The sequence below is a fragment of the Pseudomonas sp. EA_105y_Pfl2_R69 genome (assembly GCF_963970915.1).
Taxonomy (GTDB): domain Bacteria; phylum Pseudomonadota; class Gammaproteobacteria; order Pseudomonadales; family Pseudomonadaceae; genus Aquipseudomonas.
On the sequence record NZ_CAXAOO010000002.1, the window covers coordinates 611,978 to 633,087 of the forward strand.

Here is a 21,110-nt window from a genome sequence, read left to right on the forward strand (position 1 = left end):
AAGGGTTGTCCGGGACGCGATCCAGAAAACAACGAACCAGGCGCTTCGCGGCTTTATGGGCCCCTCAGCCGAGGTTTCGCTGCTTTCTTGCAGAAGCTGTTTTCAAAGTTTTACGCCGGCAGGACGGGCTGGATGAGGGCTGGTGCCGACTCTTGAATGGGACTCAAGGGCCGGCACCAACATCGAACCTGCAGGATTGACTGTGCTCGTGACGCTTTGAAAACAGCTTCCAACGGACATTGCTGCCTATTAAAGGCGGGCCGATTCTACTGGAAAGCTTTTATAAAGTTAAGCCAAAGGCCCCGCTTATATGGGGGTGATCTGCCTTAGACAAAGGGCTAAGATGCCAGCCTCTCCGCCAGCCTCAATCCCCTTTGCCATGTCCAACCAACGTATCAAAACCCCTTGTGTCGGCCTGTGCTCCACTGTTTACGGCGATCTGGTGTGCCGTGGCTGCAAGCGCTTCCACCATGAGGTGATCCACTGGAATGGCTACAGCGACGAGGAAAAACATGCGGTATGGCTGCGCCTGGAAGTGCTGCTGGTACAGGTGATGGCGGCCAAGCTGGAGGTTTTCGATGCGCAGCGCCTGCGTATCCAGTTGGAACAGCGCAAGATCCGCTTCGTGCCGCAGCAGTCGCCCTATTGCTGGGCTTATCAGCTGATTGCCCGTGGTGCGCGGGTGATCAGCCAGCTGGATGCCTACGGTATGGCGTTGCTGCCGGAGTTCCGCGACTGGGGCTTGCCCGAGTTGCGCGATGCCATCGACCGGGAGTTCTTTCTGCTCTCCGAGGCCCACTACGAGCGCTATATCGCGCCGCGCTTTCTGCTCGAAGGCCTTGAGACAAGAGCCTGATCGAAGATATTGGATGAAAAAGCCGCCTATTCAGGCGGCTTTTTGTTGCGCTGCACAATGGGTCAGTGCTGTGCCACCAGCTCTTCAAGGTGGGCAATGATTTCATCGGGCTTGAGTACCAGCACATCGCTTTCCAGCGAGTCGAGAATCACCTCGGCGGTATTGCCGATCAGGGCCCCGGAAATCCCGGTGCGCGCCACGGTGCCGATCACCGTGACCCCGGCATTGAGTCGGTGGGCCATCTGCGGAATCAGTACATCGGCCGGGCCTTCGGCGATGTGCAGGCGTTCATCGGCAATCTCGTACTCGGCCTGGAAGGCCTTGCACTGGTCGCGATAGCGCGCCTCGATGGTTTCCTTGAGCTGAAAGGTCGGGTCGGCAGCCGAAAGCATGGGGGCCGGGTGGGCGCTGATCACGTGTAGTTCGGCCTTGGCCAGGGCCGCGATATCGAAACCATGGCTGACGATGCTGGTATGCAGGGTGCGGTGCTCGCCGTCGGCATTACCCACATCGACCGCTGCCAGGACCACGCTGTCAGCCCAGGGTTTGTCGGTTTTAACCATCAGCACCGGGCCGGGGCAGTAGCGCAGCAGCTTCCAGTCATCCGGGGTGAGCAGGGCTTTTTTCAGCGGGTTGTCCGGGTAATGCTGCTTGATCACCAGGCCGCAGCCCTCGGCCTGCTGCACGCTGATGATGGTCTGGTGCAGGTTCTCATGCCATGACTGCTGACTGGAGGCGCTGAAGCCTTCGCTGCCGAGTTGGCCGGTCAGATCCTTAAGGTAGGTGGTGTGATCATTTTTCTTGTCGCATACCAGCAAGTGCAGATGTGACTGGGTAACGCCAGCAATCAGTTTGGCGCGTTTCAGAGCCAGCCCTTCTGGCCGTTCGGGTTCCATTACCACCAGAATGCTGCGAATAGCTTGCATGATCATCTCCATGTGCAGTCAGTTGTACTGTTTATCACTATAGATTGCTGTCGCTCGGTTGCTACTTGATCGGTGTCAATCGAGTGGTGGTTCGCGCGCCCATTCGTATAATGGCCGTGCTCTAGCTGTATCACTCCCGCCGGTCTGATTTTGTGAATTTATGTATCTGTTAGCCGAAACCGATTATCTGTTGCTCTGTTCTATCCGTGTGCCGAGGGCTTGCCCGCTTGCATGTCGCTGTCTGGCTCCTGAGGGGTACCCATGAGTCTGCCGGAAATCCACGCGTTTCTCGGTTGCCGCACGCCGGATGCCTGGATCACCGCCGCGCTGGCCGATCAGCAGACCCTGCTGATCGATCACAAGAACTGTGAATTCAAGGCCGCCAGCACGGCCCTGAGCCTGATGGCCAAGTACAGCACCTATGTCGACCTGCTTAATGCCATGTCGCGCCTGGCCCGTGAGGAACTGGTGCACCATGAGCAGGTGCTGCGCATCATGAAGCGGCGCAAGATCGGCCTGCGCCCGGTGTCGGCGGCGCGCTACGCCTCGGGCCTGCGCAAGATCGTGCGCACCCATGAGCCGCACAAACTGGTGGACACCCTGGTGATCGGGGCCTTTATCGAGGCGCGCAGTTGCGAGCGGTTCGAGGCGCTGGTGCCGCATCTGGATGAAGAACTGGGCAAGTTCTATTTCGGCCTGCTGAAAAGCGAAGCGCGGCATTTTCAGCATTATCTGAAACTGGCCTATCAGTACGGTGATGCGCGGGATGTCGATCAAGCCATCGAGCGGGTGAGGGCGGTGGAGCGCGAGCTGATCGAGTCGCCGGACAGCGAGTTTCGCTTTCATAGCGGCGTGCCGGCGCTCTAAAGCAAAAAAGCGCCCGGCTGGGCGCTTTTTCCTGGGGCGGTGCTTACTGCTGCACTTTCAGATCCAATGATAGGTCGCGCGCGGCCTTGGTGGCCAGTACGCCCATCAGTTGGCCGATCTCATCCTGGCGGCTGCTGGCACCGTCGCTAGCGCCGCCCATCATCACGCTGGGTACCGGTGCCCGGGCGGCGGCCTCGGCCCAGACCTTGTTGATCGCGATCAGGGCATCGAGTTTGGGTTGCAGCGCGCCGTCGGCCTTGATCACCGCTTCGCGGGCATGAGCCTCGGCGTCGGCGGTGATCTTCGTCGCATCGGCGGTGATCGCCGCTTTATCGCGCAGCAGTTCGGCGGTCTGTTTCTCGATCTCGGCACGGCCTTTCTCGCGCTCGGCGTTGATGATCGCCAGTTGCTTCTCGGTTTCCGCCTGGGTGGTGCGTTCGATCTGGTCGCGCAGGGTTTCCTGGCGGCGCGCTTCCACTTCCTTTTCACCGCGGGCGGTGACCAGCAGTTTCTCTTCCTCTTCCTTCAGGCGGTTCTGCCGCGCCACTGCGAGTTCGGCCAGGGCTTGCTGCACCTTGACCATGCGCTGCTTGTACTGCGGGTTGGGATCGACGTTGGTGATGCGTGCTTCGACCACTTCCACGCCGTATTTGCGGAACTGCTGTTGCTTGCGCACCGGTATGCCCTTGCTGTCCATGACCTTCTCGGTGATGAACTGGCTGACATTGTTGTCGCCGAACGCGCCCTGCTCGGTGCCGGCCTGCAGAATCGCGGTCTGGCTCGGCTGATGGCCGCGCGGGCCGCGAATCTCCTTGCGCTTGATCAGGTAGAGGCCGTCATTGAGCTGGTTTTCGAACTCGGCGGCAAATTCACTGCGCGCCCCGGCGTAGAAGTCGTCGGCGCTCATCAGCGAGGCGGTGGCTTGCAGGGTTTCCTTGATGGCCGGCACCAGAGCGGTCTTGATGAAGTTTTCCGGGTTGCGGTACTCCTGGGCGATCTTCAGGAATTGCTCGCCCGCCGGCAGGCGAAAGCGCGCGGAGGACTCGACCTTGGCGTCGACATTGCCGAGAAACACGATGGGGAAGGCTTCGATGGTCGCGCCGAGCGAGTCGTTGTCGCTGCTGTCGTCGATGGCCAGGGCTTCGGTGAGTACCGACTGCACGCTGAGGGCCTTCTTCCAGGCGGTGGCGCGGCCGAACCATTTGGTCGCATAGCCCACGTCATCGACCACTTTCTCCTCGCCGAAGATGGTTCGCACATGGGTGGCGAAACCGGCTTCGTTATAGAAGAACACGCTGTTGAAGGTGGCGACGCTGAGTGCGATAAGCGCAACCGGTGCGATGACGTATTTGAGGAGCTGTTCCTTGCTGATCGGCATGATCTGTCCCTGATGGCATTTTGAGGGCGCTGATGCTGATAAGCGGCGCAAAATCCGTCAAGGGGGGCAGGGCAGCACTTTGTGCGCGCCATCAAGTTTTTGCCTGAATGGGACCTGGGCAAAGCCTTGTTTTTTCACCGGCAGGGCCCAGACCTGACGATCCCTGTCGCCGAGCACGATGCGCCTGGCATCTGCCCGTCGCCCGTCAGCGCATGCGCTAACGGGCGGTGGCTGTGGCCATGAATCAGCGGGCGCACACTATGAACGGCCATGACTCGCGACAACTCGCGGTGATACTCAGGTCGGATAAAGACGTCCATTTCCACAGCGGTGCTGCCGCCTCACGCCACGTCGTAGGGGGCATGTTGGCCGTTATTCCGCAGACTCAGTTGGCTGCCGGTTTCGCCGCCCGCGCGGCCTGGCGGTCGCCGCGCAGAATGACGATGGCCAAGGCCACCAGCAACAGCGAAGCGGCGGCCAACACCAAAAATACGTCATGCAGCGAGCCAGTGGTTTCACGGATATAGCCGGCCAGCAGGTTGCCCAAGGTCCCGCCCAGGCCGAAAGCCACCATGCAGATGCCGCTGATCTGCATGGTCGCGGTCGATGAGTAATGCTGATTGACCCAGCCGGCGACGATGCCCCACATCGGGAAATACATCAGGCCATAGCCGAAGCCGGCGACCAGGGCGAATTTACCCGGGTCCGCGACGAAGGCCAGCAGGCCCAGGGCGAAGCCGCTGAAGATCACCATCAGCGCGGTGCCATGGCCCTTGCGGTCGGCCAGCTTGCCCGTGATAAAGCCGGCCACCATGCCCGTGCCTCCTACTGTTGCCCAGGTGTAGCCGCCCAGCGCCGCCGGCAGGCTTAGCTCATCCAGGTAGCTGTTGAGCCAGTAGGAGAACGGCATGCTGGTAAAGCCCACGAGCAGACAGATCAGGCTGGCGAACAAGGCGGTGCGTTCGCCGATGATGGTGGCGAACAGATGGCGGGCCGGGATCGCCGCGTCGACCGGGCCGAGGCTGGCCGCTGAGCTGACGGGCAAAGTCTTGAGATCGCGCAGCATATGCCAGGTCAGGGCCACGACCAGCAGGCCGAATAGCCCGGCGACCTGCCAGCTGGCCTGCCAGCCAAGCAGCGGCACCACTATCAGGATCAACAGGCCATTGAGGGCGTAGCCCCAGGCCGTGCCGCTGGAGGCGCAGGACAGGTAGGTCGAGCGTGACTCGGCACGGGCGCAGCGGCTGACGATTTCGACGATGCAACCCCAGCTGATCGCCGCACTGGCCGCCAGGCAGGTCAGGGTCAGCGTGATCAGTATGGGATCACGCAGCTGCGACATGGTGAGCAGCAGAGTGCTCGAGGTGATGCCGGTGATAAGGGCCAGGCGACGTGTGCCCAGGCGATGGCCGAGCAAGCCGAGGAGCATGGCACCGCCCAGATAGGCCAGCTGGGTGAGGGCACCAATGCTTGCCAACTGCCAGGCGCTGATCTCGATGGATTCGCGCATAAATGGCATCAGGGCGGCAAACAGGAACATACCAAAACCGTGGCTGACGATCTGGTTCATGCCGAACGTGATGGGCATCCGCATTGTTTACACTCCGTGTTGGCGCTCGGGCGCATGGAAGCGATGGATTGAGGGCTAACATATCCGCTTGCCAGAGTTCATTAAAACGATAAATATTGATCGATGCCTTCAAGTAAGTTGAATTCTGCTATGCGCGATCTACCCATTGTTCTGTTACGCACCTTTGTCGTGGTCGCCGAGACCCTGAACCTGACCACTGCGGCCCAGCGCCTGCATCGCGCGCCCTCGACCATCAGCATGCAGCTCACGCGGCTGGAAGCCCTGGTGGCGGCCGAACTGCTGCAGCGCGGTCAGTACGGGGTCAGGCTGACTCCGGCCGGGGAGCAGCTGAAGTCTTGTGCCCAGCAGCTGCTCAACCTGCATGACCGTATTCTCGGCAGCTTCCAGCATGCCGATGTGGGCGGCCAGGTGCGCTTCGGTACCCATGACCAGTACGCCACCCGCAGCCTTGTCCCGCTGCTGGAGAGCTTCGTGCTGAGCTACCCGGAGGCCAGTCTGGAAGTGATCTGCGATCACCGCCCCCATCACCTGGCAACATTGGTGGCCGAGGGCAAGCTGGACCTGGCCCTGGTGGAAATGCCGGCCTTTTCCGATGGTGGTCAGCGCTTGTTTCGTGACCAGTTGGTCTGGGTGTGCAGCGAGACCCATTCGACTCATGAGCGCGACCCGCTGCCGCTGGCGGTCTTTGCCGAGGGCTGCTACCACCGCGACTCGGCACACAGGGTTCTGAGCGACGCGCAAATTCCCTATCGGGTCGCCTTCACCAGCCAGAGCCGGGCTGGCGTCCTGGCGGCTGTACGGGCGGGGATCGGCGTGGGCATCATTCCCCGTTCGACCCTGGAGCCAGGCTTGCAGGTGATCGAGGAAGGACTGCCGCCCCTGCCGGGCACGAATATCACCTTGTTCGTCGCCGATCAGGTCAACGAGGCGACTCAACGCCTGGCGCAAACCATTCAGGCAAGCCCGCAATATCGAGGTTATGAGCAGCCGCCGCTGTAGGGTTAAACCAGCGGCCGGAGGGATTAGCTGAGTGAGAAGGGTTTCTGGACAAAGCCTTGCTTATCCACCTGCAGGGCCCAGCCCTGACGATCCCAGTCGCCGAGCACGATGCGTTGCGCTGCCTGGCCGTTGACTTGCAGCTGATGGGTGGCCGGGCGGTGGGTATGGCCGTGAATCAGCGTGCGTACGCCATGGGCGGCCATGACTCGCGGCACCTCGTCCGGGGTGACATCGACTATATCGCTGGCCTTCATGCGGGTTTGCGTGCGGCTTTCATTACGCAGTTTGCGCGCCAGTTTCTGCCGGGTACTCAGCGGCAGGTTGCGCAGGATAAACAGCGAAACCGGGTGGCGCAGCCAGCGGCGCAGCTTCATATAGCCAATATCCTGGGTGCACAGGCTGTCGCCGTGCATCAGCAGCACGCGCTCGCCGTTAAGTTCGATCACGCAGGGGTCGGGCAGCAGGCGGCAGCCGGCTTCCTGGCAGAAGGCCTTGCCGAGGAGAAAGTCGCGATTGCCATGCATCAGGTAGATGCGCGTGCCGCTGTCGCTGAGTTGGCGCAGGGCCTGGGCAATCGAGCGTTGAAAGGGGCTGATGGCGTCGTCGCCGATCCACACTTCGAAGAAGTCGCCGAGGATATACAGCGCCTGGGCCTGGGTCGCGCGGGTTTCGAGGAAATGCAGAAACGCCCGGCTGATGTCCGGGCGCTCCTGTTCAAGATGTAGATCGGAGATCAGTAGAATCACTCAACGATCTCGGCACGCTCGATGATCACGTCATCAACCGGTACATCCTGGTGGCCGGATTTGCTGGTGGTGGCCACGGCCTTGATCTTCTCGACCACGTCCATGCCTTCAACCACTTCACCGAACACCGCATAGCCCCAACCCTGTACGGTCGGCGCGCTGTGGTTGAGGAAGCTGTTGTCGCCCACGTTGATAAAGAACTGTGCGGAAGCCGAATGCGGCTCCATGGTGCGGGCCATGGCCACGGTGCCGATCTTGTTGGCGACGCCGTTGTTGGCTTCGTTCTTGATCGGTGCGCGGGTGGTTTTCTGCTTCATGCCCGGCTCGAAACCGCCGCCCTGGATCATGAAGTTGCTGATCACACGGTGGAACACCGTGTTGTCGTAATGGCCTTCCTGAACGTATTGCTTGAAGTTAGCCACGGTTTCCGGGGCTTTGTCGTCGAACAGATTCAGGGTGATAACGCCGTGGTTGGTGTGCAGCTTGATCATGTAGGTAGTCGCTCTGTCGATAAAACCGTGAGCCGGCTCAATTTCCTTTGTTTAGGCTGTATTAGCGGCACGCAAAGGGCACTGAAGCGGTTCTTGGGCCTGTCAGGGGGTTGACAGCTTCGGCTATGATAAGCGCTTTGTTTTAGTCGGCCTACCCTGAGTGCCTGTTGCGATCCGCTGAGCTTCGGCCCGCCGGCTCATCAACGGCCCGTCAAGCCGCACCACGCAACCGTTAAGGACATCATGAGCAAGCCTACCGTCGAAAAAGCCGCCAACTTTCTGCGCCCCATCGTCCAGGCCGATCTGGACAGCGGCAAGCACGCCAAGATCGTCACCCGTTTTCCGCCGGAGCCCAATGGCTATCTGCATATCGGCCACGCCAAGTCGATCTGCCTGAACTTCGGCCTGGCCCAGGAGTTCGGCGGCGAGTGCAACCTGCGTTTCGACGACACCAACCCGGCCAAGGAAGACCAGGAATACATCGACGCGATCAAGAGCGACGTGCAGTGGCTGGGTTTCCAGTGGGCCGGCGAGGAGCGCTACGCCTCCAACTACTTCGACCAGCTGCATGACTGGGCCGTCGAACTGATCAAGGCCGGCAAGGCCTATGTTTGCGACCTGTCGCCGGAGCAGGCGCGCGAGTACCGCGGCAACCTGACCGAACCGGGCAAGAACAGCCCGTTCCGCGAGCGCTCGGTGGAGGAGAACCTCGAGCTGTTCGCGCGGATGAAGGCTGGCGAGTTTGCCGATGGCACCCGTGCCCTGCGTGCCAAGATCGATATGGCTTCGCCGAACATGAACCTGCGCGACCCGATCCTCTATCGCATTCGCCACGCCCATCACCACCAGACCGGCGACAAGTGGTGCATCTACCCCAGCTATGACTTCACCCATGGCCAGTCCGACGCCATCGAAGGCATCACCCATTCGATCTGCACCCTGGAGTTCGAGGACCACCGTCCACTGTACGAGTGGTTCCTCGCCCAGCTGCCGGTACCGGCGCAACCGCGTCAGTACGAATTCGCCCGGCTGAACCTGAACTACACCATCACCAGCAAGCGCAAGCTCAAGCAACTGGTCGACGAGAAGCACGTACAGGGCTGGGACGACCCGCGCATGTCGACCCTCTCCGGTTACCGTCGCCGCGGTTATACCCCGGCCTCGATCCGTACCTTCTGCGACATGGTCGGGGTCAACCGTGCCGGCGGCGTGGTGGATATCGGCATGCTCGAGTTCGCCATCCGCGAGGACCTCGATGCCAACGCCGCCCGCGCCATGTGCGTGTTGAAGCCGCTGAAGGTGGTGATTACCAATTACCCGCAAGACCAGGTCGAGAATCTGGAACTGGCGCGCCACCCGAAACAGGACATGGGCGTGCGTGTACTGCCGTTTTCCCGCGAGATCTATATCGATGCGGGCGACTTCGAAGAAGTCCCGCCGGCCGGCTTCAAACGCTTGATCCCCGGCGGCGAAGCGCGCCTGCGCGGCAGCTACGTGATTCGCGCCGATGAGGCGATCAAGGATGCCGAGGGCAATATCGTCGAGCTGCGCTGCAGCTACGACGAAAACACCCTGGGCAAGAACCCCGAAGGGCGCAAGGTCAAGGGCGTGATTCATTGGGTGCCAGCGGCGGAAAGCGTCGAGTGCGAAGTGCGTCTGTACGACCGCCTGTTCCGCTCCGCCAACCCGGAGAAGGACGAGGACGGCGGCAGCTTCCTCGACAACATCAATTCTGAGTCGCTGGTGGTGCTCAAGGGCTGTCGCGCCGAGCCATCGCTGGGCGACGCGCTGCCGGAAGAGCGCTTCCAGTTCGAGCGCGAGGGTTACTTCTGCGCCGATATCAAGGACAGCAAGCCGGGTGCGCCGGTGTTCAACCGTACCGTGACCCTGCGCGACTCCTGGGCTTAAGAACCTGTCTCGGATCTGCTGCGCGTCGGCGATACTGCGTTAAAAATGGCCTCGGCAAGCCGCTTGCGGCTAACGCGCTTCAGCGCGACCCGAAGGGCGAGTGAAACGAGTAATGCTCATTTACAGCTAGTAAACTCCGCTTCCTCGGCCATTTTTGCCTTGTCTCGCTCTAGCTCGCGAGATCCGAAACAGGCTCTAAGGCCCAGGCGCTCTGATTAGAACCGGGCCGCTGCGCCGGCCCGTGGTTTCCAAGGAACTGCAATGCTCTCGATCTACAACACGCTGACCAAAAGCAAAGACGTTTTCAAACCGCTGGTGGGGAACCAGGTGCGCATGTATGTGTGCGGCATGACGGTTTACGACTTCTGTCATATCGGTCATGCGCGGGTGATGGTGGCATTCGATGTGGTCACCCGCTGGCTGCGCCACCGCGGCTATGAGGTGACCTACGTACGCAATATCACCGACATCGACGACAAGATCATCAAGCGTGCCAATGACAACGGCGAGCCATTCGAGGCTCTGGTAGAGCGCATGATCGCCGCCATGCACGAAGACGAGGCACGCCTCAATGTGCTGCGTCCGGATCAGGAGCCGCGCGCCACCGGGCATATCGCCGGCATGCACGCGATGATCCAGACCCTGATCGACAAGGGTTTCGCCTACGCGCCGGGCAATGGTGACGTGTATTACCGGGTCGGCAAGTTCGTCGGCTACGGCAAGCTGTCGCGCAAGAAGATCGAAGACCTGAAAATCGGCGCGCGTATCGAGGTCGATGAAGCTAAACAGGACCCGCTGGACTTCGTTCTGTGGAAGGGCGTCAAACCCGGCGAGCCGAGCTGGCAGTCGCCCTGGGGCGCGGGGCGTCCGGGCTGGCATATCGAGTGCTCAGTGATGTCGACCTGCTGCCTGGGCGAGACCTTCGACATTCATGGCGGCGGTCCGGACCTGGTGTTCCCGCACCATGAAAACGAGATCGCGCAGAGCGAGGCGGCCACCGGCAAGCTTTACGCCAACGCCTGGATGCACGCCGGCGCGGTGCGCGTGGATGGCGAGAAGATGTCCAAGTCCCTGGGCAATTTCTTCACCATTCGCGAAGTGCTGGAGAAATACCACCCGGAGGTGGTGCGCTACCTGCTGGTGTCCAGCCACTACCGCAGCCCGATCAACTACTCCGAAGACAGCCTGCGCGAAGCCAAGGGCGCGCTGGAACGCTTCTATAACGCGCTCAAGGGCCTGCCGGCTGCCGCGCCGGCTGGTGGCGACGCCTTTGTCGAGCGTTTTGCCGCTGCCATGGACGACGATTTCAACTCGCCGGAAGCCTGCGCCGTGCTGTTCGAGCTGGCCCGCGAAATCAATCGCCTGCGTGACACTGATCTACAGGCCGCTGCTGGCCTTGCGGCGCGGTTGAAGGAGCTGGCCGATGTGCTGGGTGTGCTGCAGCTTGAGCCCGAGGCGTTCCTCCAGGCCGGTGCTGCCGGCAAGGTCGATGCTGCCGAGGTTGAAGCCTTGATTGCCGCACGTCTGCAGGCTCGCGCCGAGAAGAACTGGGGCGAATCCGACCGCATCCGCGATCAGCTCACCGCCATGGGCGTGGTGCTGGAGGACGGCAAGGGCGGCACCACCTGGCGTCTGGCCGAGTAAGTCGGCACCCGCGACGGCAAACTTAGGCACATAGAAATGCCGCTCATCTACCCGGTGGGCGGCATTTTTTCTGGCCTGAGCTATGTACTTGTCGGAGGGCTGCTCCTGTTCTGGCATGCCAGGGGATAGGACTGCGCTAGTCTGTGGTTCGGCAACGAGCGGGTTCAGGGAGGGGCAATGCAATTCAGTCGTCCGGCACGCCGCCTGTTGGTCTTGCTGGCCTGGGCCGCGGCCTTGTACCTGCTGCTCTGCCTGGCCTTGCTGCTGTTTCAGCGCGCGCTGATCTATTTCCCTCAGCCCCGCGCCGTGAGTGACCCGGCTCTGTTGCTCAGGTTACCCGCGGAGGAGACCGAGGTGCTGGTGTCCACCCGGCCGTTGGCAGGCCCCAAGGCCCTGATCTACTTTGGCGGCAACGCCGAGGATGTTTCGCTCAACCTGGCACCATTCGCCCAGGCCTTTGCCGACCATGCGCTCTACCTGTTGCACTACCGCGGCTATGGCGGCAGCGACGGTTCGCCCTCCGAGGCGGCGATTCTGGCCGATGCCCTGGCCCTGTTCGACCGGGTCCACGCCGAACACCCCTGTACCGTGCTGGTTGGGCGCAGCCTGGGCTCTGGGGTGGCGGTGCGGCTCGCCAGCCAGCGCCCGGCTGCGGGCCTGGTGCTGATCACCCCCTATGAGAGTATCGAGGCGCTGGCCCGGCAGCAGTTTCCCTATGTCCCCGTGCAATGGCTGCTCAGGGACAAGTTCGAGTCCTGGAAGTACGCCCGGCAGATCGAGGTGCCCACGCTGCTGATCCTGGCCGCCGAGGATAAGGTGATCCCCCGCGCCAGCAGCGATGCCCTGTATGGCCACTTCCAGCCCGGGGTGGCGAGACTCGCGGTCATCCCGGCGGCGGGGCACAACGACCTGTCGCAGCGCCCGGAGTATCTGCGCCTGATCGAGAGCGGGTTGTGCCCGGGCTCAGTTCCATAACCAGTTCCATACCCCCGGCAGGCGCGCGTACTGCAGCGGGTCGCCCAGGGCGCGCCTGAGGGCGGCGCGCTCGAGGGGCGCGCGCTGGTCATAGAAGGGCTTGGTGTGTGTGGCAAGGCCGACATCGTCGGCGACATCCAGGAGGATCTGCAGGTATTCGCGCATATGCCGTGCGGTGTAGGGATTGAGGTCGTGGAAGGTCACCACCAGCGGAATCACCCCGTCCACCACGGGCAGGGCCCCGGCATGGATCTGCTCGGCGGCCCGCGCCAGTTGCTCGCGCAGGTTGCTGCGCCGGCGCAGGCTGCCGTTGATGCCCCAGGTCTTGCCGTCGTTGGCGCTCAGGTCGGTCAGCAACAGGCGCAGGCCATGGGCCTGGTAGGCGGCGAAGGTGCGTTCGTCGTAGTTCCAGAAGGGCGGGCGCACCAGACGCGGTGCGGCACCGCTGATGGCGGAAAGGTCGGCTACGCCATCTTTCAGCGATTGCTCCAGCTCGGCCGGACTGAGGAAACGGTGGTTGGCATGCCCGGGCGTGGCGGTGTGAAAGCCCAGCAGGTGGCCGTCGCGCTGCTGGCGGCGCAACAGTGCCTGACCCTGGAGGCTGCCGCCGGCCCCCATGGCGCGGGTCTGGACAAAGAACAGCGCCTTGATCCCCGGCTGGATCGGGTTGTCGTCCAGGGCATCGAGAATCTGCCGGGTTGGGTTGTCTCCCAGGCTCGCGCTGGGACCGTCGTCGAAGCTCAGGAGAAAGCGGATCGGCTCGACATCGGCTCGTGGCGGCTGTGACGGCGCGCTGGTGCAGGCACTCAGCAAGGCCACAGTCACTATCGGCCAGCTCCACCTGGGTAATTTGTGCCCGGACAGGCGAAGCACGGGCCATGTTCGTGACGCGGCAGCGGTGGGGCGCAGTGGAAAACTCATCGATTGCTTTTGACTCGTGAAGACCGGGGCGCAGGGTACAGCAGCCTGCGGGGTTTTGGGGGGCAGCAACGGCGGCTTGACTGTGCCGCAGAGGTCCATGCAGGACAGCAGGAGCTACGGTTTCGACAGCGCCGCACGCTTATAGGTCCTTTTTTCTGGGCTATGTCTGAGTTGGCTGTTGCCGACCTGCTCAACCCTTGCAGGAGACAAATCGCGGCTGAAGAGAAAAACATCGCGCCAAGGCAGCTCCTGCGGGTTTCGCAGCAGCCTCCAGCACTGTCGGGCCTGTTTGCAGCGCCGTATCGGCAACACAGGTGGTTTTTCAAGGGCCCGCTAAGGCATAGCCTCTCGGCTGCTGTATGGAGGGTTTGCTGCTATACCTGAACAGGGCCATCCGCAACGATCAGCCTTGGGAGCAACAATCAGATGAATTGGACTCTTCGTCGCCGCCTCCTCGCCAGTTTCGCCGTGATCATCGCCATCATGCTGGCGATGGTGGGGCTGACCTACGAGGATATGCGCGAGATCGAACGGCGCGAACAGCAGATGCAGAAAGACGCCTTGCCGGGCCTGTATTACAGCGCGCTGCTGCGCAACGCCGCGTTGCAGGACTTTATGGCGCTGCAGCGTTTGGTGCTCGACCGGGATCTGCTGGTCAGCCCGCAAGAACTCGAGCAACTGCACGAGCTCGATGAGCGGATCGGCGAGCTGATGGAGCAATACGAACAAACCATCTTCAGCGAGCGCGACCGAGCCGCGTTTGCTACCTACCAGGCGCATCAGCAGGCGCACAACCGGTTGCAGAGCGAGGTGCTGCAGATCTATCAGCAGCAACAGCAGCAACAGGCGAGCCTGCTGCTGCAGGAGAAACTCTATCCAAGCTGGATGCAGGGCGAGGCGCTGCTGGATCAGATGGTGCAGCTAAACAATCAGGCGGTGACCGAAGGTGCCACCGGCATCGTCGCCGCCGTGACCGAGGCCGAAACCAATCTGCTGGTGGCATTGCTGCTGGTGGTGATCGCGGCGAGCGTCTGCGGTTACCTGCTGCTGCGGGCGATCCTCGGCCCGGTGCAAAACATCGTCGAGGCGCTAGCAGCGATGCGCGACGGTAACCTCAATACGCGCCTGGTGCTGGCGCGGCGGGACGAGTTCGGGGTGATCGAGAGCGGTTTCAATGCCATGGCCACGGCACTGCTCGAACTGGTGACGCAGTCGCAGCGCTCATCGATTGCGGTCACCACCTCGGTCACCGAGATCGCCGCCACCTCCAAGCAGCAGCAGGCCAGCGCCACCGAGACGGCGGCCACCACCACCGAGATAGGGGCGACCTCGCGGGAGATAGTCGCCACCTCGCGCGATCTGCTGCGTACCATGGACGAGGTGGCGTCCGCCGCCGATCAGGCCGCGGCCCTGGCGGATTCCGGGCAAACGGGCCTGGCGCGCATGGAAGACACCATGCATCAGGTGATCGGGGCCGCCGAGCAGATCAACGCCAAGCTGGCGACCCTCAGCGAGAAGGCCGGCAATATCACCCAGGTGGTCACCACCATCGTCAAGGTCGCCGACCAGACCAACCTGCTCTCGCTGAATGCCGCCATCGAGGCCGAGAAGGCCGGTGAATATGGCCGCGGTTTCTCCGTGGTGGCCTCCGAAGTACGCCGCCTGGCCGACCAGACCGCGGTGGCCACCTACGACATCGAGCAGATGGTGCGCGAGATCCAGTCCGCGGTATCGGCCGGGGTCATGGGCATGGACAAATTCTCCGAGGAAGTGCGGCGCGGCATGGCCGAGGTGCAGCAGGTCGGCGAACAGCTGACGCAGATCATCCAGCAGACTCAGGCCCTGGCCCCGCGTCTGTCGATGGTCAACGAGGGCATGCAGGCCCAGGCCAGCGGTGCCGAGCAGATCAACCAGGCGCTGCAGCAATTGGCCGAGACCACCGGGCAGACGGTGGAAGCGCTGCGCCAGACCAGTAACGCCATCGATGAGTTGAGCCAGGTGGCCAGCGGCCTGCGTAGCGGAGTGTCCCGCTTCCAGACCTGAACGAGGAGGCCGCGCAGTGCTTGCAGCACATCACCAACGCATGGGTACCACAGCCACGGCGGACAGGCTTTTTTTGCTGTTCAGTTGCGCTGGCGCGCGCTATGGCCTGGAGGTTGGCGAGGTGGCCGAAGTGCTGCCTTCGCGGCGCTTGCAGCCGGTTGCCCAGTCTCCTGCCTGGGTGGCCGGGATCTTCAGCCATCGCGGCAGCCTGGTACCGGTGCTCGACCTGAGCACGCTGCTGTCCGGCCAGCCTGCGGCGCGGCGCACCAGCACGCGCCTGGTGCTGGTGGACTACCGTCGCGACGATAACGGACCAAGCCATTTGCTCGGTTTGCGGGTCGAACGGACCGGCGAAACCCTGCGCTGCGCGCCGAGCGAGTTCCGCGACTATGGCCTGGATAATCAGGGCGCAGCCTATCTCGGGCCGGTGTACCAGGGGCCACAAGGCCTGGTGCAGTGGGTGCGGGTGCAGGCGCTGTTGCCTGCCGAGGCCCATGCTTTGTTGTTCCCGGGAGACCAGGTGGCTGCGCAGGAAGGGGGCTCGATATGAGCGGCGCGCAGCGCTTCGTCGACTTCCTCAAGAGGCAGATCGGTCTGGAGGTCGGCTCGGTGGGGATTTCGGTGATCGAACGGGCGGTGCGCCAGCGCATCGCCAGCGCGTGCGCCGCCGATGCCGACGCCTACTGGCAGGTGCTGCAGCACTCGGCCAAGGAGCGCCAGGCCTTGATCGAAGCGGTGATCGTTCCCGAGACCAGCTTCTTCCGCTATCCCGAGTCCTTCGCCTTGCTCGCCCGACTGGCCGGCCAGCGCCTGTTGAGCCTGGCCGGCAGCCGTGCGCTACGCATCCTCAGCCTGCCCTGCGCGACGGGGGAGGAACCCTACACCATCGTTATGGCGCTGTTCGACGCGGGCATTGCCGCGGCGCAGTTCCAGGTCGACGCGCTGGACGTCAGTCCGCGCCTGATCGAGCGGGCGCAACAGGGGCGCTACGGCAATAATTCCTTTCGCGGGGCGCAACTGGGTTATCGCGAGCGCTATTTCAGCGCGGTCGAGGACGGCTACGCGCTGGATGAAAGTGTCCGTCAACAGGTGCGTTTCCAGTGTGGCAACCTGCTCGACCCGGCATTGCTGGCCAATCAGCCCCTCTATGATCTGGTGCTGTGCCGTAACCTGCTGATCTACTTCGATCAGGCCACCCAGGAAGCCGTGCTGGCGGGGTTCAAGCGCCTGATGCGGCAGGACGGGGTGATCTTTGTTGGGCCGGCGGAGGCCAATCTGGCGTCGCGTCTGGGCCTGCAAACGCTGGGAACTCCCCAGGCATTCGCCTTCCGCTACCCCGACGCCTCGCTACCCATCGAACGGCCAGCGCGCGCGCCGCAGGCGTCGCAGCCCAAGGCCCTGCGCCAGCCGCCCGCGCCGCCTGCACGCAGTGTCGATGGCCGCCCCCGCACGGTGGCCAGGCATAAGGCGCACCCGGCAGCGGCAAGCCTTGCGCCGCCGCCCGCCGCAGAGAACGACACTGCGCAGCTGCAGGCCATCGCCAGCCTGGCCAATCAGGGCCATATCGCCCAGGCGCAGCAGGCCTGCGAGCGCTTGCTCGCCGAGCAGGGACCGAGCGCCGAGGTGTTCTACTGGCTGGGGTTGCTCAGCGATGCCAGTGGCCAGCCGACCCAGGCCCAGGGCTTTTACCGCAAGGCACTGTATTTGCAGCCGCAGCACCCCGAAGCCCTGAGCCACCTGGCCGCCTTGCTCGCCGCCCAGGGCGATCTGGCCGCCGCCGGCCGCCTGCGGGTCCGTGCCGCACAAGGAGTGGGCAAGAATGTCTGAGTCGATCCCGGTGAATTCGCTGGCAGAGGATGCGCAGCCGCTCGACGACTGCTGGAACCGCATCGGCGTACGCGGCGACCAGTCCTGCCCACTGCTGATCGAACATATTCACTGCCGCAACTGCGCGCTGTATGCCGCGGCGGCCATCCGCCTGCTCGATCGTTACGCATTGCAGCAGGACGAAGCCGATACGGAACACGCGCAAGCGCCCGCCACGGCGCAGGCGACCCGTTCGTTGCTGGTGTTTCGCCTCGGCGAGGAGTGGCTGGCCCTGGCGACCCGGATTCTGGTGGAGGTGGCCGTGCCGGTGCCGATCCATAGCTTGCCGCACCCCCGTGGCCGCGCCTTGCTCGGGGTCGCCAATGTACGTGGCGCGCTGCTGACCTGCCTGTCGCTGGCCGAGTTGCTCGGCCTCGACGTCGGCGCTGTGCCAGCCGCGGCAGCAGGCGTGCGGGTGGCCCCGCGCATGCTGGTGCTGGGGGCTCCCGGCGGCAATCTGCTGGTTGCGGTGGACGAAGTGGACGGCATCCATGGCTTCGACCTCGAGCTGCTCGCCGAAGCCGAGCGGGGCAATAGCCTGGACGCCGCCAAGTGCAGCCGTGGCGTGCTGCAGTGGCGCGGGCGCAGCCTGCGCCTGCTGGACGAGGCGCAACTGCTGCAAAGCATGATACGGAGCCTGGCATGACGCCCGAGGAAATGCGCGACGCGCCCATGCTGGAGCTGTTCCGCCTGGAGGCCGAGGAGCAGACCCAGGTGCTCGCGGCCGGGCTGTTGCTGCTCGAACGCAATCCGACCCTGAGCGATCAGCTGGAGGCCTGCATGCGCGCGGCCCATTCGCTCAAGGGGGCGGCGCGAATCGTCGGGGTCGAGGCCGGTGTGCGGGTCGCCCATGCCATGGAGGATTGCCTGGTCGAGGCCCAGGAAGGGCGGCTGCAACTGAGCCCCGCGCATATCGACGCCCTGCTGCTGGGCAGCGACCTGCTGCTGCGTATCGCCACTCCCGAGGTGCAGGTCGCGCCGGTGGAAATCGATGCCCTGATCGCCCAGTTGACCGCTCAGGGCGACGCGCAGGTGGTCGCGCCGCCTGCTGTAGCGCCGGCCAGCGTGCTGCCAGCCGACACGCCCGCCGATATAACCGCGCCGCCGCACACGGAGAATCGCCCGCCTGAAAGCGGCGAGCGGGTGCTGCGGGTGACCGCCGAGCGCCTCGACCATTTGCTCGACCTGTCCAGCAAGACCCTGGTCGAGGCCCAGCAACTGAAACCGCAACTGCTGGCCCAGCAACGCGGCAAACGCATGCAGATGCAGTTGGGGCGGATGCTCGAAAGCGCTCAACAGGCCCTGACCGATGGCGCTGCCGACCCGTCCGTGCTGGCGACCCTGACTGAGGCCCGACGCCTGCTCGGCGAGTGCCGGCAGTTGTTCGAACAGCAGGCCGGTGCCTTGGACGAGTTCGCCTGGCAAGCCGCGCAGCGCGCCCAGCAGCTCTACGACACCGCGCTGGCGTGCCGCATGCGGCCGCTGAGCGACGTGCTGCGCGGCCAGGCGCGGATGATCCGCGACCTCGCCCGCAGCCTGGACAAGCAGGTGCGCTTGCAGGTCGAGGGGGACGCGACCCAAGTTGACCGCGACGTGCTGGAACGGCTCGACGCGCCCCTGATCCATCTGCTGCGCAATGCCCTCGACCACGGTATCGAGGCCCCGGCCGAACGGCTGGCGGCGGGTAAGCCAGCCGAGGGGGTGATCAGCATCAAGGCCCGCCAGCAGGCCGGTTCCCTGCTTCTGGAGATCGCCGACGATGGTGCCGGGGTGGCGCTGTCGCGCCTGCGCGCGGCTATCGTCCAGCGCCAGCTGGCCAGTGAGGAAACCGCCGCGCAATTGAGCGAGGATGAGTTGCTGAGCTTTCTGTTTCTGCCTGGCTTCAGCCTGCGCGAACAGGTGACCGAGGTGTCCGGGCGCGGCGTCGGGCTGGACGCGGTGCAGCATATGCTGCGCCAGTTGCGCGGCGGCATTCAGTTGCAGCAACGCAGTGGCCACGGCATGCGCTTCCTGCTCGAAGTGCCGCTGACGCTCTCGGTGGTGCGTAGCCTGGTGGTCGAAGTCGGCGGCGAGGCCTATGCCTTTCCCTTGGCCCATATCGAGCGCATGAGCGAACTGGAACCGGCCGCCATCGTGCAGCTCGAAGGGCAGCAGCATTTCACCCACGAGGGCCGCTCGGTGGGTCTGGTGGCGGCCGGTCAGCTGCTCCAGTGCCCTGTCGAGCGAACACCGCGGGCCACGATCCCGGTGGTGCTGATAGGTCTGGGCGAGGCCCTTTACGGGGTTGCCGTCGAGCGCATCATCGGCGAACGCACCCTGGTGGTCCTGCCGCTCGACCCGCGCCTGGGCAATGTGCAGAACGTCCTCGCCGGTGCCGTGCTCGACGACGGTGCGCCGGTGCTGATTCTCAATGTCGAGGACCTACAGCGCTCGCTCGAACGCCTGCGCAGCAGCGGTCGCCTGGAGCGCATCGACCGCAGCGGGCAGGAGCAAGGTGTGGCGCGCAAGCGCGTGCTGGTGGTCGACGACTCGCTCACCGTCCGCGAGCTGCAACGCAAGCTGCTACTCAACGGTGGCTACGAGGTGGCGGTCGCGGTGGACGGCATGGACGGCTGGAATGCGCTGCGCGCCGAGCCTTTCGACCTGTTGATCACCGATATCGACATGCCGCGCATGGACGGTATCGAACTGGTGACCTTGCTGCGTCGCGACCACCGGATGCAGTCCCTGCCGGTGATGGTGGTGTCCTACAAGGACCGCGAAGAGGATCGCCGGCGCGGTCTGGAGGCCGGTGCCGATTACTACCTGGGCAAAGCCAGTTTCCATGACGAAGAATTGCTGGAGGCCGTGGCGATGCTGATCGGCAGGTCGCAATGAAGATCGCCATCGTCAACGACATGCCGCTGGCGGTGGAGGCGTTGCGCCGGACGCTGGCCTGCGCTCCCGAGCATCAGATCCTCTGGGTCGCCGGCGATGGTGCCGAGGCGGTTCGCCGCTGCGCGGCGCAGACGCCGGATCTGCTGCTGATGGATCTGCTGATGCCGGTGATGGATGGCGTCGAAGCGACCCGCCGCATCATGGCGCAGAGCCCCTGTGCGATTCTGCTGGTGACCGGCGACAGCAAGCGCAACCTGCGCCAGGTCTTCGATGCCATGGGCCATGGCGCGCTGGATGTGGTCAACACCCCGACCCTGGCCACGGGCAGGGCTGGTGAGGCCGGCGCAGCGCTGTTACGCAAGATTCAGAATATCGGCTGGCTGATCGGCCATGCCGATAAACGCGCCGGTTGCATCGCGCCGAGCCGAGCCAGCGGTGGCGCGGTGCAGAATTTGGTCGCCATCGGCGCGTCGGCGGGTGGCCCGGCGGCGCTGGCGGAGCTGTTGCATGACATTCCGGGCGATTTTCCCGCGGCCATCGTGCTGGTTCAGCATGTCGATAAGGTATTTGCCGCCGGCATGGCCGAGTGGCTGGACCGGGGCTGCGGCGTGCCGGTGCGGCTGGCGCGCGATGGCGAGCCGCCGCAACAGGGAACGGCACTGTTGGCAGGCACCGATCAGCACCTGCGGCTGCTGGCCAATGGGCAGCTGGCCTATACGGTCGAGCCTAGCGGCTATTCTGCCTATCGTCCGTCCATCGACCTATTCTTCGAGAGCGTAGCCACGCACTGGCGCGGTCAGGCGGTTGGCGTACTGCTGACCGGCATGGGCCGTGACGGTGCCAGAGGGCTTAAACAAATGCGCGAGCAGGGCTTTCTGACCATCGCTCAGGATCAGCAGAGCAGCGCCGTTTACGGCATGCCCAAGGCGGCAGTGGGGCTTGACGCCGCCATCGAAATTCGGCCCTTGCAGGAGATTGCGCCGCGTTTGCTGAGCTTTTTTGCCTGAGCGATGAAGGTCGTC

Annotated in this window: 18 protein-coding genes and 1 pseudogene; 12 read left to right on the forward strand and 7 right to left on the reverse strand. The window is 63.7% G+C overall.

Annotated features, from left to right (window positions below; genetic code table 11):
• Positions 1-379 precede the first annotated feature (379 nt).
• A complete protein-coding gene (locus tag AACY13_RS08685; RefSeq protein WP_339460782.1) occupies positions 380-856 on the forward strand; it encodes a DUF1289 domain-containing protein in 477 nt (158 codons plus the stop codon).
• A gap of 62 nt (positions 857-918) precedes the next feature.
• Here the strand turns inward: AACY13_RS08685 and AACY13_RS08690 are convergent, their stop codons facing one another.
• On the reverse strand, positions 919-1,782 hold the full coding sequence (locus AACY13_RS08690) for a universal stress protein (protein ID WP_339460784.1): 864 nt from the start codon (positions 1,780-1,782) through the stop codon (positions 919-921).
• Positions 1,783-2,043: 261 nt separating this feature from the next.
• On the opposite strand from AACY13_RS08690, the gene AACY13_RS08695 reads away from it, so the two are divergent.
• Positions 2,044-2,649 carry a tRNA-(ms[2]io[6]A)-hydroxylase gene (locus tag AACY13_RS08695; RefSeq protein ID WP_339460786.1) on the forward strand — a complete coding sequence of 202 codons (606 nt, stop codon included), beginning with the start codon at positions 2,044-2,046 and terminating at the stop codon, positions 2,647-2,649.
• Positions 2,650-2,692: 43 nt separating this feature from the next.
• On the opposite strand, the gene AACY13_RS08700 is transcribed toward AACY13_RS08695, so the two are convergent.
• From AACY13_RS08700 to AACY13_RS08710, 3 genes and pseudogenes are all read right to left on the reverse strand, one after another.
• Positions 2,693-4,027 (reverse strand): SPFH domain-containing protein, encoded by a 1,335-nt coding sequence (locus AACY13_RS08700; RefSeq protein WP_339460787.1) that lies wholly within the window; start codon positions 4,025-4,027, stop codon positions 2,693-2,695.
• Positions 4,028-4,084: 57 nt separating this feature from the next.
• Positions 4,085-4,314 (reverse strand): annotated as a pseudogene (locus tag AACY13_RS08705) (UDP-2,3-diacylglucosamine diphosphatase); the annotation flags it as partial.
• 98 nt (positions 4,315-4,412) lie between these two features.
• Positions 4,413-5,621: an MFS transporter gene (locus tag AACY13_RS08710; RefSeq protein WP_339460789.1), complete on the reverse strand. Its 1,209-nt coding sequence runs from the start codon at positions 5,619-5,621 to the stop codon at positions 4,413-4,415.
• 126 nt (positions 5,622-5,747) lie between these two features.
• Between AACY13_RS08710 and AACY13_RS08715 the strand changes: the two genes are divergently transcribed.
• Positions 5,748-6,617, forward strand: coding sequence for a LysR substrate-binding domain-containing protein (locus AACY13_RS08715; protein WP_339460791.1), 870 nt, complete (start codon positions 5,748-5,750; stop codon positions 6,615-6,617).
• Between the two features lie 23 nt (positions 6,618-6,640).
• Here the strand turns inward: AACY13_RS08715 and lpxH are convergent, their stop codons facing one another.
• Positions 6,641-7,363, reverse strand: coding sequence for a UDP-2,3-diacylglucosamine diphosphatase (gene lpxH, locus AACY13_RS08720; protein WP_339460793.1), 723 nt, complete (start codon positions 7,361-7,363; stop codon positions 6,641-6,643).
• Positions 7,360-7,854 (reverse strand): peptidylprolyl isomerase, encoded by a 495-nt coding sequence (locus AACY13_RS08725; protein WP_339460795.1) that lies wholly within the window; start codon positions 7,852-7,854, stop codon positions 7,360-7,362. The genes lpxH and AACY13_RS08725 overlap by 4 nt, the downstream gene beginning before the upstream one ends.
• A 243-nt stretch (positions 7,855-8,097) precedes the next feature.
• Here AACY13_RS08725 and AACY13_RS08730 point away from each other — a divergent pair, with 243 nt between their 5' ends.
• The 3 genes from AACY13_RS08730 to AACY13_RS08740 all read left to right on the forward strand — a co-directional run bounded on the left by AACY13_RS08730 (position 8,098) and on the right by AACY13_RS08740 (position 12,381).
• Positions 8,098-9,762: a glutamine--tRNA ligase/YqeY domain fusion protein gene (locus AACY13_RS08730; RefSeq protein ID WP_339460797.1), complete on the forward strand. Its 1,665-nt coding sequence runs from the start codon at positions 8,098-8,100 to the stop codon at positions 9,760-9,762.
• 261 nt (positions 9,763-10,023) lie between these two features.
• Positions 10,024-11,406 carry a cysteine--tRNA ligase gene (gene cysS / locus AACY13_RS08735; protein ID WP_339460799.1) on the forward strand — a complete coding sequence of 461 codons (1,383 nt, stop codon included), beginning with the start codon at positions 10,024-10,026 and terminating at the stop codon, positions 11,404-11,406.
• A 177-nt stretch (positions 11,407-11,583) separates the two neighbouring features.
• The gene (locus AACY13_RS08740; protein ID WP_339460800.1) at positions 11,584-12,381 is read left to right on the forward strand and encodes an alpha/beta hydrolase; all 798 of its coding nucleotides are present in this window, start codon (positions 11,584-11,586) and stop codon (positions 12,379-12,381) included.
• Here the strand turns inward: AACY13_RS08740 and AACY13_RS08745 are convergent.
• Positions 12,370-13,209 carry a polysaccharide deacetylase family protein gene (locus AACY13_RS08745; RefSeq protein WP_445262557.1) on the reverse strand — a complete coding sequence of 280 codons (840 nt, stop codon included), beginning with the start codon at positions 13,207-13,209 and terminating at the stop codon, positions 12,370-12,372. The two genes, AACY13_RS08740 and AACY13_RS08745, sit on opposite strands and share 12 nt — an antisense overlap.
• 519 nt (positions 13,210-13,728) lie before the next feature.
• On the opposite strand from AACY13_RS08745, the gene AACY13_RS08750 reads away from it, so the two are divergent.
• Genes AACY13_RS08750 through AACY13_RS08775 form a run of 6 tightly spaced genes read left to right on the forward strand, consistent with a single transcriptional unit; the run spans position 13,729 to position 21,095 of the window.
• Complete coding sequence (locus AACY13_RS08750) at positions 13,729-15,345, forward strand: methyl-accepting chemotaxis protein (protein ID WP_339460804.1); 1,617 nt, start codon at positions 13,729-13,731, stop codon at positions 15,343-15,345.
• A 40-nt stretch (positions 15,346-15,385) separates the two neighbouring features.
• Entirely contained in the window at positions 15,386-15,895 is a 510-nt protein-coding gene (locus tag AACY13_RS08755; RefSeq protein ID WP_339460971.1) for a chemotaxis protein CheW, read from the forward strand.
• Positions 15,892-17,172 (forward strand): CheR family methyltransferase, encoded by a 1,281-nt coding sequence (locus AACY13_RS08760; protein WP_339460806.1) that lies wholly within the window; start codon positions 15,892-15,894, stop codon positions 17,170-17,172. Before AACY13_RS08755 ends, AACY13_RS08760 begins: the two co-directional genes overlap by 4 nt.
• A complete protein-coding gene (locus AACY13_RS08765) occupies positions 17,165-17,857 on the forward strand; it encodes a chemotaxis protein CheW (RefSeq protein WP_339460807.1) in 693 nt (230 codons plus the stop codon). The genes AACY13_RS08760 and AACY13_RS08765 overlap by 8 nt, the downstream gene beginning before the upstream one ends.
• Positions 17,854-20,088, forward strand: coding sequence for a hybrid sensor histidine kinase/response regulator (locus AACY13_RS08770; protein WP_339460808.1), 2,235 nt, complete (start codon positions 17,854-17,856; stop codon positions 20,086-20,088). The genes AACY13_RS08765 and AACY13_RS08770 overlap by 4 nt, the downstream gene beginning before the upstream one ends.
• Positions 20,085-21,095: a chemotaxis response regulator protein-glutamate methylesterase gene (locus AACY13_RS08775; protein WP_339460810.1), complete on the forward strand. Its 1,011-nt coding sequence runs from the start codon at positions 20,085-20,087 to the stop codon at positions 21,093-21,095. Before AACY13_RS08770 ends, AACY13_RS08775 begins: the two co-directional genes overlap by 4 nt.
• Positions 21,096-21,110: the final 15 nt, after the last annotated feature.

What these genes read in the sequence shown, in the direction of transcription:
- AACY13_RS08685 (WP_339460782.1), top strand. Translation starts at nt 380, where the DNA reads ATGTCCAACCAACGTATCAAAACCCCTTGTGTCGGCCTGTGCTCCACT.
- AACY13_RS08690 (WP_339460784.1), bottom strand. Translation starts at nt 1,782, where the DNA reads ATGCAAGCTATTCGCAGCATTCTGGTGGTAATGGAACCCGAACGGCCA.
- AACY13_RS08695 (WP_339460786.1), top strand. Translation starts at nt 2,044, where the DNA reads ATGAGTCTGCCGGAAATCCACGCGTTTCTCGGTTGCCGCACGCCGGAT.
- AACY13_RS08700 (WP_339460787.1), bottom strand. Translation starts at nt 4,027, where the DNA reads ATGCCGATCAGCAAGGAACAGCTCCTCAAATACGTCATCGCACCGGTT.
- AACY13_RS08710 (WP_339460789.1), bottom strand. Translation starts at nt 5,621, where the DNA reads ATGCGGATGCCCATCACGTTCGGCATGAACCAGATCGTCAGCCACGGT.
- AACY13_RS08715 (WP_339460791.1), top strand. Translation starts at nt 5,748, where the DNA reads ATGCGCGATCTACCCATTGTTCTGTTACGCACCTTTGTCGTGGTCGCC.
- AACY13_RS08725 (WP_339460795.1), bottom strand. Translation starts at nt 7,854, where the DNA reads ATGATCAAGCTGCACACCAACCACGGCGTTATCACCCTGAATCTGTTC.
- AACY13_RS08730 (WP_339460797.1), top strand. Translation starts at nt 8,098, where the DNA reads ATGAGCAAGCCTACCGTCGAAAAAGCCGCCAACTTTCTGCGCCCCATC.
- cysS (WP_339460799.1), top strand. Translation starts at nt 10,024, where the DNA reads ATGCTCTCGATCTACAACACGCTGACCAAAAGCAAAGACGTTTTCAAA.
- AACY13_RS08740 (WP_339460800.1), top strand. Translation starts at nt 11,584, where the DNA reads ATGCAATTCAGTCGTCCGGCACGCCGCCTGTTGGTCTTGCTGGCCTGG.
- AACY13_RS08750 (WP_339460804.1), top strand. Translation starts at nt 13,729, where the DNA reads ATGAATTGGACTCTTCGTCGCCGCCTCCTCGCCAGTTTCGCCGTGATC.
- AACY13_RS08755 (WP_339460971.1), top strand. Translation starts at nt 15,386, where the DNA reads ATGGGTACCACAGCCACGGCGGACAGGCTTTTTTTGCTGTTCAGTTGC.
- AACY13_RS08760 (WP_339460806.1), top strand. Translation starts at nt 15,892, where the DNA reads ATGAGCGGCGCGCAGCGCTTCGTCGACTTCCTCAAGAGGCAGATCGGT.
- AACY13_RS08765 (WP_339460807.1), top strand. Translation starts at nt 17,165, where the DNA reads ATGTCTGAGTCGATCCCGGTGAATTCGCTGGCAGAGGATGCGCAGCCG.
- AACY13_RS08770 (WP_339460808.1), top strand. Translation starts at nt 17,854, where the DNA reads ATGACGCCCGAGGAAATGCGCGACGCGCCCATGCTGGAGCTGTTCCGC.
- AACY13_RS08775 (WP_339460810.1), top strand. Translation starts at nt 20,085, where the DNA reads ATGAAGATCGCCATCGTCAACGACATGCCGCTGGCGGTGGAGGCGTTG.